Consider the following 12,653-nt stretch of genomic DNA (forward strand, 5'->3'; position numbering starts at 1 on the left):
GAAAATCTCCCCATTTATGCGATAATCGGGCTTGTTTCGACTGATCGCAAATACCGGAGATTTTGCATGACCGCATTGATAGGCATCATCATGGGTTCCACGTCCGATTGGGAAACCATGCAACATGCAGCGCAAACCTTAGAGCATCTTGATATTCCGCATGAAGTGGAAGTGGTTTCGGCCCATCGCACCCCCGACAAGTTGTTTCAGTATGCGGAAACCGCGGAAGGCAAAGGCTTGGAAGTCATCATCGCCGGCGCCGGCGGTGCCGCGCATTTGCCGGGCATGACAGCCGCCAAAACCGCATTGCCGGTGCTGGGCGTGCCTGTGCAATCCAAAGCCTTGAACGGCATGGATTCTCTATTATCAATAGTGCAAATGCCGGCCGGCATTCCGGTGGGCACCTTGGCCATCGGCAAGGCTGGCGCTATCAATGCCGCTTTGCTGGCCGCCGCGATTATCAGCAACAAACATCCGCAATACCGCCCCGCCCTGGATGCTTATCGGCAACAACAAACCGACAGCGTGATCGCCACCCCCGACCCAAGACAGGTGGCGGGATGAAGATAGGCATTTTAGGTGGCGGCCAGCTCGCCAGAATGATTGCCTTGGCCGGTTATCCGCTGGGATTGAAATTTATCGTCCTAGATCCCGATCCCAATGCCGGTGCTGCCGGTTTAAGCGAGCATCTGTTAGGCGCTTACGACGATCCGGATTTGTTGGCTCAACTAGCCGAAAAAGCCGACATCGTCACTTACGAATTCGAAAACGTGCCGGCGCATGTCGCCGAATTCCTGTCCAGTCACACCACAGTCTACCCGCCCGCCGGTGCATTGGCTGTCGCTCAGGACCGTCTGCTGGAAAAGAATTTCTTCAAGGATTTAGGCATCCGCACCGCACCGTTCGCGGCCATCAATAGCTTGGCAGACTTGCAACAAGCCATGCCTGAAATCGGCTACCCGGCTATTCTGAAAAGCCGGCGCATGGGCTATGACGGCAAGGGCCAAGTGGTTATAAAATCGGCCGACGAACTAGAATCCGCCTGGCAAAGCATGCAAGGCGCCGCCTCCATCGTCGAAGGTTTCGTGCCGTTTCAACGCGAAGTATCTATTATCGCCGCTCGCAGCCCATCCGGCGAAATCGCTTACTATCCATTGTCTGAAAATCAGCATCGCGGTGGCATTTTGCGCGTTGCCGAATGCTGTGCTAACGACCCCGAACAAGCGATTGCCGAAAATTACGTCAGTCTGTTGCTGGAAAAACTGGATTACGTCGGCGTCATTGCCCTGGAGTTGTTCGACTTGAACGGCGAATTGCTGGCCAACGAATTCGCACCGCGCGTGCATAACTCCGGACATTGGACCATAGAAGGCGCGGAAACCAGCCAATTCGAAAACCACTTGCGGGCCATTCTGGATTTACCGCTGGGCTCGACGGAACCGCGCGGTTATGCGGGCATGGTGAACTTCATCGGTGGTCTGGCCGACGACGCGACACTGTTAAACATTCCCAACGCGCATTTGCATCTGTACGATAAAACGCCGCGCAAGGGTCGAAAAGTCGCGCATGCAACGGTCAGAGCCGACGCGGAATCCGCCTATCGCGAGGCCTTACAGCATTTGGCTAATTTAGCGCTGGCTGTAGACGAATCATGATCTCTTAGCTTGAATCCGGGCGGTTTTGGCACCCAAGCCAAAATCGCTCCGCAGAACATAGAGAGCACAACCATGAAAAAAATTTTATTCTTATTGTTGATAATGGTCGGCATCGCCATCGCGGCATTTGTCATTTTTAATCCTGCCCCTGCCACCTACAAATCGCAAGGCGATATTCCTTATTCCAACTTCATCCAGGATGTGCGCGGCAAAATGGTAGCCGAAGTGGTGATCGACGGCAGAGCCATCAACGGTCTGAGGCATGACGGCACACGTTTTACCGCATATAGCCCTGGTGACATCACGGTGATAGACGATCTATTGCAGAACGGTGTGAAGATCATCGTGCAAAGACCGTTAACCCAATCGACATTCATGCAGGTGTTTTACTCCTGGGCGCCAACCTTTTTGCTGATTGGCGTATTGATTTATTTCATGCGCAAACAACTGCTAGGCGCCGGCGCGCAAAACAATTTCGGTAAAAGCCGCGCCAAGTTGATGACAGAGAATCAGGTAAAAATCCGTTTCAGCGATGTTGCCGGCGTCGAAGAGGCCAAGCAGGACGTCGCAGAAATGGTCGATTTCCTAAAAGCACCGGGTAAATACGAGGCCCTGGGCGGCAAAATCCCCAGAGGCGTGCTGATGGTCGGCCCTCCCGGCACGGGTAAAACCTTGCTGGCCCGCGCGATTGCCGGGGAAGCCGGTGTGCCGTTCTTCTCGATTTCCGGCTCTGACTTCGTGGAAATGTTTGTCGGCGTTGGCGCATCCAGAGTACGCGATCTATTTGTGCAAGCCAAAAAGCAGGCCCCGTGCATCATTTTTATCGACGAAATCGACGCAGTCGGTCGGCAGCGCAGCCCCGGCAATATGGGCGGCACGGAAGAACGCGAACAAACGCTGAATCAATTATTAGTGGAAATGGACGGCTTTAGCGGCAACGAAGGCATTATCGTCATCGCCGCCACCAACCGCATTGATGTGCTGGATAAAGCCTTATTAAGGCCCGGACGATTCGACAGGCAAGTGCAGGTGAGCCTGCCGGACATCAAAGGCCGCGAACAAATCCTCAGAGTACATTCCAGCCGAGTACCCTTGGCCGATGACGTCAATTTGAATGATTTGGCGCGCGGCACACCGGGCTTTTCCGGCGCCGAATTGGCTAATCTGATCAACGAAGGTGCATTGTTCGCCGCCCGCAACAATCAGCGGGAAATTACGATGAACGACCTGGATAAGGCTCGCGACAAAACCATCATGGGCGCGGAAAAGCGGACGATGATCATGAGCCGCGAAGACCTGCTGATGACCGCCTACCACGAAGCCGGCCACGCCATCGTCGGCCGTTTGGTACCCGAGCACGATCCGGTTTACAAAGTCAGTATCATGCCGCGCGGCGGCGCGCTCGGCATTACCATGTTTTTGCCGGAGCGCGATGAATACAGCGCCAGCAAGGACAAACTGGAAGGCCAAATCTCCAGTTTGTTCGGCGGTCGGGCCGCGGAAGCACTGGTTTACGGTAAGAATAAAGTCACTACCGGCGCGAGCAACGACATCCAACGCGCCACCCAATTGGCCCGTAACATGGTCACCAAATGGGGGCTATCCGACAACCTGGGGCCGCTGGACTACGGCGATAACGAAGGCAGCTACTTGGGACCGCAAGCCAAATCCATGTCGGAACACATGGCGCGCTTGATTGATCGGGAGATCAGGTTAATTGTCGACAATAATTATCTTAGAGCCGAAACCCTGCTGAAGGAAAATATCGATATTCTGCATAATATGGCGCAAGCCCTATTAGACTGGGAAACATTGGATAAATATCAGATAGATGAATTGATGCAAGGTCGAACCATCGCACCGCCGGCGCTTGATGCAAAACAATCCTTCGACGCTGGGAACACACTAGAGCAGTAGCGCGCTTTATTTCACCAAGCAGAAATAGAGTCTGTCAGATATACAGCGGGGCCATTCTGCGCCAGTAGTGGCCCTGATGCGCACGCCCTTCCCATTCGTATAAGGCATGGGGAATACCCTTGGCCGCTAATATGTGACTTAACTCGTGATTGTTCTGCAAAAACGGATCTTCCTTACCGATCACCAAAGTAATTTCCATTTGCTGCAAATGCTTTAATTGCGCTTGGCAATTCAGGTTGGGTAAAAAATGCGTTGGCGTGTGGAAATAGACATGATCGTCATAGTAGCCGTCGAACAGGTTTTTGAAACACTCTACTTCCAGCGTCAAATCGAAACGACCGGAGAAGGCTACTAATTTTCTGAACAAATGCGGGTGACGGAAAGCAATATTGGCCGCATGATAACCGCCTAAACTACAGCCGTGCGCGATGACGCAGGGGTGTGGATTTTTCAAGGCCATGAACGGCATGATTTCGTTCAGTATGTAGTCTTCGAAAAACATGTGCCGCTGAATACGGTCTTTCGGCTTGCGCCAAAAGCAGTAAAAAGTTTCATGATCAATGCTGTCAACACAGTACAGTTGTATGTGTCCCGCTTCAATTTTATTGCGTAACCGTTCGACAATGCCGAGGTTCTCGTACTCGTAAAACCGGCCGTCTCGAGTAGGAAATATCAGCACTTTGGCCCCGGCATGCCCGAAAACCAGGAACTCCATGTCGCGACCCAAGCGCGGGCTGTACCAGTGATGATATTCGCGATTCATAATCTAAAGCGACGATTCCCCGAAAAAACTTTGCAGCTCCGCAATCAGCTGCCGCTCCTGATCATGTTGGCGCGGATAATCAAAATGCCCCGCATCCAATATAAATAACTGTTTATCGCCGGCCCAAGCATTGTAGATTGCAAATTGTCCGGGTGGCGCTACGACCGGATCGAATCGCGCGACGGCACCATGCAAGGGTTGCAATGCATAACGCGCCGAAACAGCGGCATCATAATAGGCTAATGTGTCAAACACATTATGATGAGATTGACTGTAGGCTTTCAAAGCCGCGGCACTGCCACTGGTAGGCAAGCTTAAACGCAAAGGTTGGTTGCCGAAGGTGGGCACATTCAAGTGAACTCGCTTGATCCTGGCGTCCCAGGGCGCGGCCAGCGCTCCGATTCCGCCACCAAAGCTAATGCCCATGTAGCCGATCTTGTCCGCGATTGCTGGATAACGTTCGGCTAGAACGGATACAGCCAACCATAGATCTTCTACGCACCCGCCGATTACATAATGATTAGGATCATCAATGCCTTGCACGACATGTTGATTGGGTTGTTCCGGCAAACGCTCGCAGCGGCTGCGAGATATGCCGCGAAAACAAGGAAAAAGCAAGGCGGCACCCGGTATGTTTAGATGAAAGTCGGGTTGCTCTCTGCCGCCGTATCCATGGCCGACCACTATGCTCTGAGTAATGGGGTGCGCATCCGGCTCAAGCAACCAGCCGGCTATCTGAAAATCATCGGTAGACCGATAGCTAATGTCATAAACCCGGTAGCCTGCGCGCTGGCATTGGTAATTCAGAGAAAATTGCGGAGAGACCGTTAAGGCTTTTTGATATTTATCCTGCCAAAACCGACAGAAATCGGCAGGCTCTTGCGGTGCGGGAACACTTAACAGATCGTCGAGACTGTAGCCATAGCCAGGATCATAGCTGTAATAATGATCAAATAAGCTCACGGGCTACCGGCCTGATTAAATTCTAGCTAGATCCTGTATTAAGGGTCTATTTAGCAATGGGGCAAAATTTTAAGCGGCGGACACTGCCGCCACTAGAAAATCATCTAAAGTACAACACCATCCCTAACATGGGAGGGCGTCGCTATTGTTGGTTTACAAGCTATCGTCAATCGACGATTTTGTATTTTTCCCTGGAAGCATCAACCATATCCCGTAACTCCTTTCCCGGTTTAAAATGCGGCACATGCTTTTCTGTTAAGGACACTGAATCGCCGGTCTTGGGGTTACGTCCCAGTCGTGCAGAACGATGGTGTAACGAAAAACTGCCAAAACCTCTAATTTCTATCCTATCGCCACTTGCCAACGTATCGCTCAAGTGATCAACAACGCATCTAACTGCCAATTCAACATCTTTAAGCGCGAGATGAGGCTGTTTTCGTGCCAGCATCTCTATCAATTCTGATTTCGTCACATCCAGCCCTGAATAATCAAAAAAGGGTGGCATGAGCTAGTCATGCCACCCTTGGAGATGGTTTTACTACTTGTCCATTTGTTTAAAGATATCGCCTAATGTGGCTGTGCCAGCATTTTGTGACGAGTAATCTTTAATAGCGTTGGACTCTTCTTCGACATCTTTCGCTTTGATAGACAAAGAAATAGATTTAGTCTTTTTGTCAACACCGACAAATTTAGCTTCGATTTCTTCGCCTTCTTTCAACAAAGTACGCGCATCTTCGACGCGGTCACGTTGGATTTCGGAAGCGCGCAAGTAACCTTCGACGTTATCAGCCAAGGTCACCACTGCACCTTTAGCATCGATTTCCTTGATGACGCCTTTAACTAAGCTGCCTTTTTCATGCACAGCAATGTAGTTTTGGAAAGGATCTTGTTCGAGTTGTTTGATACCCAAAGAGATACGTTCGCGCTCGGAATCAACAGCCAAGATAACGGTTTCGACTTCGTCACCTTTTTTGTAATTGCGAATCGCTTCTTCGTCGTTCTCGTTCCAGGAAATATCGGACATGTGAACCAAACCGTCGATACCACCGTCCAGACCGATGAAGATACCGAAATCGGTAATTGATTTGATTTTGCCGGAGATTTTGTCGCCTTTGTTGTGCGTGGCGGCAAATTCATCCCATGGGTTCGAACGGCATTGTTTCATGCCCAGTGAAATACGACGACGTTCTTCGTCGATTTCCAGAACCATGACTTCAACTTCGTCACCCAGCTGTACAACTTTTGATGGGTTAACATTTTTGTTGGTCCAGTCCATTTCGGATACGTGCACCAAACCTTCCACGCCTTCTTCGATTTCCACGAAGCAGCCGTAGTCGGTCAGGTTGTTGACCTTACCGAACACGCGAGTGCCGGCTGGGTAACGACGAGCGATGTTTTGCCATGGATCTTCATCCATTTGTTTCATGCCCAACGAGACGCGGGTTTTGTCTTTGTCGAATTTCAGGACTTTAACTTTAACTTCCTGACCGATCTCTACGCACTCGGATGGATGACGCACGCGACGCCATGCCATGTCTGTGATGTGCAGCAGACCGTCGACGCCGCCCAGATCGATAAACGCACCGTAATCGGTGAGGTTTTTAACGATACCGGTAACGATCGCGCCGTCTTGCAGCGTTTTAACCAACTCTTCGCGCTCTGCGCTGTATTCGCTTTCGACGACCGCACGACGCGACAACACCACGTTGTTACGTTTTTGGTCGATTTTGATGACTTTAAATTCCAGATCGCGATTTTCCAGGAAAGCAGTATCGCGGATAGGACGAACGTCTACCAGAGAGCCTGGCAAGAAGGCGCGCAATGCACCGACTGCCACAGTGAAACCGCCACGTACTTTGCCATTGATACGGCCGACGATGGTTTCTTGTGTTTCAAAGGCTTTTTCCAGTTCCGCCCAAGCTTTACTTTTCTTGGCTTTATCACGGGAAAGAAGAGTGGCGCCCAGGCCATCTTCGAATAAATCGAGAGCAACCTCAATTTCGTCACCTACATTGACCTCTAGGTCGCCGTCGGCGTTCAGGAACTGCCATTTCGGAATGACACCTTCTGATTTGGCTTGCGTGCTGACGATAACAAATTCGTTTTCGATATCAACAACGGTACCAATTAGCATTGCGCCAGGACGCATTTCCGTCTTGGCATAACTCTCTTCAAACAACTCTGCAAAGCTTTCGCCCATCTCTACTTTCCCAAACTTGCTAAGACTCAAGCAAGCTTTCTCTTCTCTGAAATTAAAATAAAGCCACCGATAACAATTCGGTAACCACCACTAGTCTGAATTGACTAAATTTACCACCTGATCAATCACTTGCTGAATAGTCAAACTGGATGAATCGATGTAATGCGCACCTTCCGGCACGGTGAGCGGAGCCGTAGCTCGCTGCTGATCGCGAAAATCGCGTTCTTCTATTTCCCGAGTGATTTGGGGAAGGTTAGCATCAATCCCCTTTTCAATCAACTGTTTATATCGCCTAAGCGCCCTTTCCTCCGCACTGGCGGTTAAATAAACCTTGATTTTGGCATCTTGAAACACCACGCTACCCATATCGCGGCCGTCCGCGACCAAGCCTGGAAGTCTTTGAAAATCCTTTTGTTTTTGCAATAACACTGCCCTTACTTCCGGATACGCGGCAATCACGGACGCAGTATTGCCGGTGGTTTCGGTGCCCAATTGACTGGTAATGTCGATGCCATCAAGCTTAACGATCAACTCGTCGCCGCAATCGAATTCTAACGACATGGCTTCAGCGACTCGGCAAATAGCGGTTACGTCCGATAACTCAAGACCCGATTTTAAAACCGAAACAGCTAACGAGCGATAAATCGAGCCGCTATCCAGATAATTCCAACCCAAAATTTTCGCGACGGCGCGGCTGACCGTGCCTTTACCTGCGCCACTGGGACCATCTATCGTCAATACGGGTACTTGCATCTTAAAAACTCGTTAATGCCAAACCCAGTTTGGTGGCCAAATCGCGGAATTCCGGAAATGATGTATTCACGTTCGCACAATCCCTGATCGTGATCGGGCCGTTGGCGCGCAAACCGGCAATCGAAAACGACATCGCGATACGGTGATCGCCATGCGATTCCACTTCCCCAGTGCCAATGTGACCGCCGCCGTTAATCAGCATACCATCTTTGGTTGGCTGCGCATCGACACCGAGAATTTGCAAACCGTCAGCCATCACTTGAATCCGGTCGGATTCCTTGACTCGTAATTCTTCGGCGCCAGTCAATACGGTTTGACCTTCCGCACAAGCTGCAGCCACAAATAACACCGGAAACTCGTCGATTGCCAGCGGCACCAAATGCTCGGGGATGTTGATGCCTTTCAACTGTGCCGAACGCACATGCAAATCGGCTACGGGTTCACCGCCGACTTCTCTCTCGTTCAATACTTCGATATTCGCCCCCATCAGGCGCAAAATATCGATCACGCCGGTACGAGTCGGATTGATGCCGACGTGACGCAAGGTCACATCCGAATCAGGAGCAATACTGGCACCGACCAGAAAGAACGCCGCCGAGGAAATATCGCTAGGCACATCAATGCGGGCGGCAGTCAATTTGCCTTGATTGGTAATACGAGCGGTGCTGCCTTCGCGTTGCACTGGATAACCAAAGCCGTTCAACATCCGCTCGGTATGATCCCGGGTCGGTGCTGGCTCGGTCACACTGGTTTCGCCTTCAGCATACATACCCGCCAACAACAAACAGGATTTGACCTGAGCGCTGGCGATGGGCATATCATAGTGAATGCCTTGTAATTTGCCGGCTTTGCCTTTGATATGCAGCGGCGCGGTGCCATTTTCCTGGGTAACAATCTCGGCGCCCATCAGCGCCAAAGGTGCGGTCACCCGTTTCATCGGCCGGGATTCCAGCGATTTATCGCCAGTTAAAACAGTATCGAATGGTTGCCCGGCCAGCAAACCCGAAAGCAAACGCATCGAAGTACCGGAGTTGCCCAAATACAAAGGTTTCTCCGGCGCTTGCAAACCGTGCTTGCCAACGCCGTGTATCGTCACTTCGCCATTGACCGGCCCTTCGATTTTTACACCCATAGCCCGGAAAGCTTCCAAGGTAGAAATGGCATCTTCCGCGTTTAAAAAACCGGTGACGTGGGTGACACCTTCCGCCAGTGAACCCAGCATAATCGAACGGTGCGACATGGACTTATCGCCCGGCACACGGATTTCGCCGCGCAAACTGCCGCCCGGCTGTACTTGAAAAGTAATGGTTTTTGACATGTTAATCTTCTTAGTCTTCTTGTTGATCGAGAAAACGCTGCCGGGCATTTCTGGCATACGTAAAGGTTTCAAACAATTGCGCAGACTTATCCTCAACCAGCAATTGTTCTATTTTGCTTAATTCCGCTTGAAACTGGCGAATCAAGGGCACGATTTCCTGCTTATTGGCCAGACAGATGTCCTGCCACATGGTCGGATCGCTGGAGGCGATACGACTGAAATCCCTGAAACCGCCGGCGGCATATTTGAATATCTCGCGCTGTTCGTCCTTGCGCCCCAATAAACCGACCAAGGCGAAAGCCAAAATATGCGGCAAATGGCTGGTGGCGGCTAATACGGTGTCGTGATGCTCTACCGACATCACCGAAACGCTGGAGCCGATCTTTTCCCAAAATGCATGGATTTTCGCCAGCGCCAGCTTATCGGTGCTTTCTAGCGGCGTCAGGATCAGGCGGCGATTGACAAACAAATCGACGGTCGAAGCATCCACACCGCTGCGCTCGGCGCCGGCAATCGGGTGCGCAGGCACAAAATTGCTGGGTACGGTACCGAAAACTTCCGCCAATGCGGAAACCACGCTGCCCTTGGTGCTGCCGGCATCGCTGTAAATAGCATTCGAGTTCCAGTGCGGTTTAATTTGTTCGAAAATAGCCTTCATGCTACCGACCGGCGTGGCGACGATTACGCAATCGGTATTTTGCAATGCCGCAGCTATGTCGGTGTAAAACTGGTCGATGACACCGAGTTGCTTCGCCAATTGCATATTCGGCAGATTTTTCTCCCGGCCGTAGGCAACGACTTCACGACATAAGCCTTGGGCGCGCGCGGCCCTGGCAATAGAACCGCCGATCAAACCGATGCCGATGATACACAGGCGGTTAAACACCGCTCAGCACCTCGCGCAACGCTTTTATGAATATGGCGTTTTCACGTTCCGTGCCGATACTGACACGCAGGTGGTTAGGCATTTCGTAATTGGCAACCGGCCTTACGATCACACCCTTGCGCAGCAAGGCCTCGTAAATCGGCAAAGCCGGTTGTTTCACATCCACGGAAACGAAATTGCCGGACGAGGGAATCCAGGGTAAATCCAATTCCTTAAAAACATCAGTCAGTTGCGTCATACCGGCGTTGTTAAGAGCCACGGTCTGATTCAGGTAATCTGTGTCCCCCAGCGCGGCTTCCGCAGCGGCCAAAGCCAGCATGCTGCAATTGAAAGGCTGACGCACCCGGTTCAACAAATCGGCGATATCCGGCGAGGAAATCCCGTAACCGATGCGCAAGCCCGCCAAGCCGTAGGCCTTGGAGAACGTGCGGGCAATAATCAGATTCGGATAACGATTCGGCCAAGCCAACGATTCGGTTCGCACGGCAGGATCGACAAACTCGTAATAAGCCTCGTCTAAGACGCACAGCACATGGGCTGGCAAATCAGCGATAAAGCTCTCCAGTTCGTTTTTATTCAGCAAAGTACCGGTCGGATTGTTGGGATTGGCGATAAACACGACTCGGGTTTTTGGACCAACTTGCGCCCGCATTGCCGCCAAATCATGCCCGTAATTTTTAGCCGGCACCACTTTGGCTTTGGCGCCGACGGCTTGCGTCAGAATCGGATATAACGCGAATGCGTGCTGGGAAAACACTACTTCCAGTTCCGGCGTAACAAAAGTCCGCATCACCAATTCCAGAATCTCACTGGAACCGTTACCCAGGGTAATTTGCTCGGGTGCTACATTTAATTTGGCCGACAATTCGGCTTTCAATGTAAAACCGCTACCGTCGGGGTAGCGGGTTAATTCGGGCAAGATTGCTTGAATGGCCGCCGCGACTTTGGTGCCGGTGCCCAATGGATTTTCGTTAGAAGCCAGCTTGATGACTTCTGCGATACCCAGCTCGCGCTGCAATTCATCCACCGGTTTACCGGGCACATAAGGCACCAGCTGTTGAACGCCGGCAGTAGCAAGTTCTACAAATTTGTTCATCGAATTAAAGATTAAATGACGGCTTTTGGATAAGAGCCGAGGATTTTCAACATTTTGACGTTGTTTTGCAGGGTTTCCAGCGCCTTAGCGACATCGGGATCGTCGCGATGACCATCGATATCGATAAAAAACACGTATTCCCACAAGCCCTGCCGCGATGGCCTGGACTCGATATGCGCCATGCTGATGCCGTATTCGGCAAACGGCCCCAAAATCTTATGCAAGGCGCCGGCTTGATTGCCGGTGGACACCAAAATGGAGGTTTTATCGAGCCCGGTGGATGCCGGTTGCTGTTTGCCGATGACGATAAAGCGCGTGGTATTATTGGATTCATCCTCAATGTGTTGCTCGATGATGTTCAACTCATACAATTCGGCGGCCATCAGACCGGCTATCGCGGCTTTATTGTGGTCCAAAGACGCTAGTCTGGCCGCTTCGGCATTACTGCTCACCGCCGTGCATGGCACGCCCGGCAAATAAGTATTCAACCATTGCCGACACTGCGCCAAGGATTGCTGATGGGAATAGACCTCGTTAATCGCCGCCAACGTATCCATTTTGCCGAGCAGATTTTGATGCACCCGAATTTCGACTTCGCCGCAAATTTGCAAGGACGTGGTCATAAAACGGTCCAGCGTATGCGCAATTACGCCTTCGGTGGAATTTTCCACAGGCACCACACCGAATTGACAATGACCGGTTTCCACCGCCAAAAAAATCTCCGGTATTGTCGCCACCGGAATGCCCTTCACGGCGTGACCGAAATGCTTGAAGGTTGCTTGCTGGGTAAAGGTGCCAACCGGCCCCAAAAACGCCACTTCCAAGGGTTTTTCCAAAGCCAAACAAGCCGACATCAACTCCCGGAACAAATGCACCGAAGCATCGTCACTCAAAGGACCAGGGTTCAGCTCCTTGATTTTGCGCAACACCTGAGCTTCGCGATCAGCACGGTAAAAACTACCGGTTTCGCCTTCGGCCATTTTGGTTCTGGCTACTTCAATAGCGCACTCCGCCCGCCGATTGATCAACTGCAATATTTGCTGATCAATCGCGTCGATACGTTCGCGCAGCTCCGATAAAGGAATAATCGCCGTCATTTTGG

12 protein-coding genes are annotated in these 12,653 nt (G+C 51.4%); 3 read left to right on the plus strand and 9 right to left on the minus strand.

Annotated elements, in window-relative coordinates; genetic code table 11:
• The first annotated feature begins 66 nt into the window (after positions 1-66).
• The 3 genes from purE to ftsH all read left to right on the plus strand — a co-directional run bounded on the left by purE (position 67) and on the right by ftsH (position 3,572).
• A complete protein-coding gene (purE, locus tag QLH52_RS09255) occupies positions 67-564 on the plus strand; it encodes a 5-(carboxyamino)imidazole ribonucleotide mutase (protein WP_033158073.1) in 498 nt (165 codons plus the stop codon).
• A complete protein-coding gene (locus QLH52_RS09260; RefSeq protein WP_319961342.1) occupies positions 561-1,655 on the plus strand; it encodes a 5-(carboxyamino)imidazole ribonucleotide synthase in 1,095 nt (364 codons plus the stop codon). Before purE ends, QLH52_RS09260 begins: the two co-directional genes overlap by 4 nt.
• 72 nt (positions 1,656-1,727) lie before the next feature.
• Positions 1,728-3,572 (plus strand): ATP-dependent zinc metalloprotease FtsH, encoded by a 1,845-nt coding sequence (ftsH, locus tag QLH52_RS09265; protein ID WP_319961343.1) that lies wholly within the window; start codon positions 1,728-1,730, stop codon positions 3,570-3,572.
• 34 nt (positions 3,573-3,606) lie between these two features.
• Here ftsH and QLH52_RS09270 read toward each other — a convergent pair whose 3' ends face one another.
• The 9 genes from QLH52_RS09270 to pheA all read right to left on the minus strand — a co-directional run bounded on the left by QLH52_RS09270 (position 3,607) and on the right by pheA (position 12,648).
• Positions 3,607-4,335, minus strand: a complete 729-nt coding sequence (locus tag QLH52_RS09270; RefSeq protein WP_033158075.1) for an esterase family protein — start codon at positions 4,333-4,335, stop codon at positions 3,607-3,609.
• 3 nt (positions 4,336-4,338) lie between these two features.
• Positions 4,339-5,298, minus strand: coding sequence for an acetylxylan esterase (locus QLH52_RS09275; protein WP_319961346.1), 960 nt, complete (start codon positions 5,296-5,298; stop codon positions 4,339-4,341).
• Positions 5,299-5,464: 166 nt separating this feature from the next.
• Positions 5,465-5,770 carry an integration host factor subunit beta gene (locus tag QLH52_RS09280; RefSeq protein ID WP_084153381.1) on the minus strand — a complete coding sequence of 102 codons (306 nt, stop codon included), beginning with the start codon at positions 5,768-5,770 and terminating at the stop codon, positions 5,465-5,467.
• Positions 5,771-5,836: 66 nt separating this feature from the next.
• Complete coding sequence (rpsA, locus tag QLH52_RS09285; protein ID WP_033158077.1) at positions 5,837-7,498, minus strand: 30S ribosomal protein S1; 1,662 nt, start codon at positions 7,496-7,498, stop codon at positions 5,837-5,839.
• A gap of 90 nt (positions 7,499-7,588) precedes the next feature.
• Positions 7,589-8,251 (minus strand): (d)CMP kinase, encoded by a 663-nt coding sequence (gene cmk / locus QLH52_RS09290; RefSeq protein WP_319961347.1) that lies wholly within the window; start codon positions 8,249-8,251, stop codon positions 7,589-7,591.
• A 1-nt stretch (position 8,252) separates the two neighbouring features.
• Positions 8,253-9,569, minus strand: a complete 1,317-nt coding sequence (aroA, locus tag QLH52_RS09295; protein ID WP_319961348.1) for a 3-phosphoshikimate 1-carboxyvinyltransferase — start codon at positions 9,567-9,569, stop codon at positions 8,253-8,255.
• A 10-nt stretch (positions 9,570-9,579) separates the two neighbouring features.
• Entirely contained in the window at positions 9,580-10,455 is an 876-nt protein-coding gene (locus QLH52_RS09300; RefSeq protein WP_319961349.1) for a prephenate dehydrogenase, read from the minus strand.
• The gene (hisC, locus tag QLH52_RS09305; RefSeq protein WP_319961350.1) at positions 10,448-11,551 is read right to left on the minus strand and encodes a histidinol-phosphate transaminase; all 1,104 of its coding nucleotides are present in this window, start codon (positions 11,549-11,551) and stop codon (positions 10,448-10,450) included. Before hisC ends, QLH52_RS09300 begins: the two co-directional genes overlap by 8 nt.
• Before the next feature lie 11 nt (positions 11,552-11,562).
• On the minus strand, positions 11,563-12,648 hold the full coding sequence (gene pheA, locus QLH52_RS09310; RefSeq protein WP_319961351.1) for a prephenate dehydratase: 1,086 nt from the start codon (positions 12,646-12,648) through the stop codon (positions 11,563-11,565).
• Positions 12,649-12,653 lie beyond the last annotated feature (5 nt).

Source organism: Methylomonas defluvii (genome assembly GCF_033949435.1).
In the GTDB taxonomy this organism is placed as follows: domain Bacteria; phylum Pseudomonadota; class Gammaproteobacteria; order Methylococcales; family Methylomonadaceae; genus Methylomonas; species Methylomonas defluvii.

What these genes read in the sequence shown, in the direction of transcription:
- purE (WP_033158073.1), top strand. Translation starts at nt 67, where the DNA reads ATGACCGCATTGATAGGCATCATCATGGGTTCCACGTCCGATTGGGAA.
- QLH52_RS09260 (WP_319961342.1), top strand. Translation starts at nt 561, where the DNA reads ATGAAGATAGGCATTTTAGGTGGCGGCCAGCTCGCCAGAATGATTGCC.
- ftsH (WP_319961343.1), top strand. Translation starts at nt 1,728, where the DNA reads ATGAAAAAAATTTTATTCTTATTGTTGATAATGGTCGGCATCGCCATC.
- QLH52_RS09270 (WP_033158075.1), bottom strand. Translation starts at nt 4,335, where the DNA reads ATGAATCGCGAATATCATCACTGGTACAGCCCGCGCTTGGGTCGCGAC.
- rpsA (WP_033158077.1), bottom strand. Translation starts at nt 7,498, where the DNA reads ATGGGCGAAAGCTTTGCAGAGTTGTTTGAAGAGAGTTATGCCAAGACG.
- cmk (WP_319961347.1), bottom strand. Translation starts at nt 8,251, where the DNA reads ATGCAAGTACCCGTATTGACGATAGATGGTCCCAGTGGCGCAGGTAAA.
- aroA (WP_319961348.1), bottom strand. Translation starts at nt 9,569, where the DNA reads ATGTCAAAAACCATTACTTTTCAAGTACAGCCGGGCGGCAGTTTGCGC.
- hisC (WP_319961350.1), bottom strand. Translation starts at nt 11,551, where the DNA reads ATGAACAAATTTGTAGAACTTGCTACTGCCGGCGTTCAACAGCTGGTG.
- pheA (WP_319961351.1), bottom strand. Translation starts at nt 12,648, where the DNA reads ATGACGGCGATTATTCCTTTATCGGAGCTGCGCGAACGTATCGACGCG.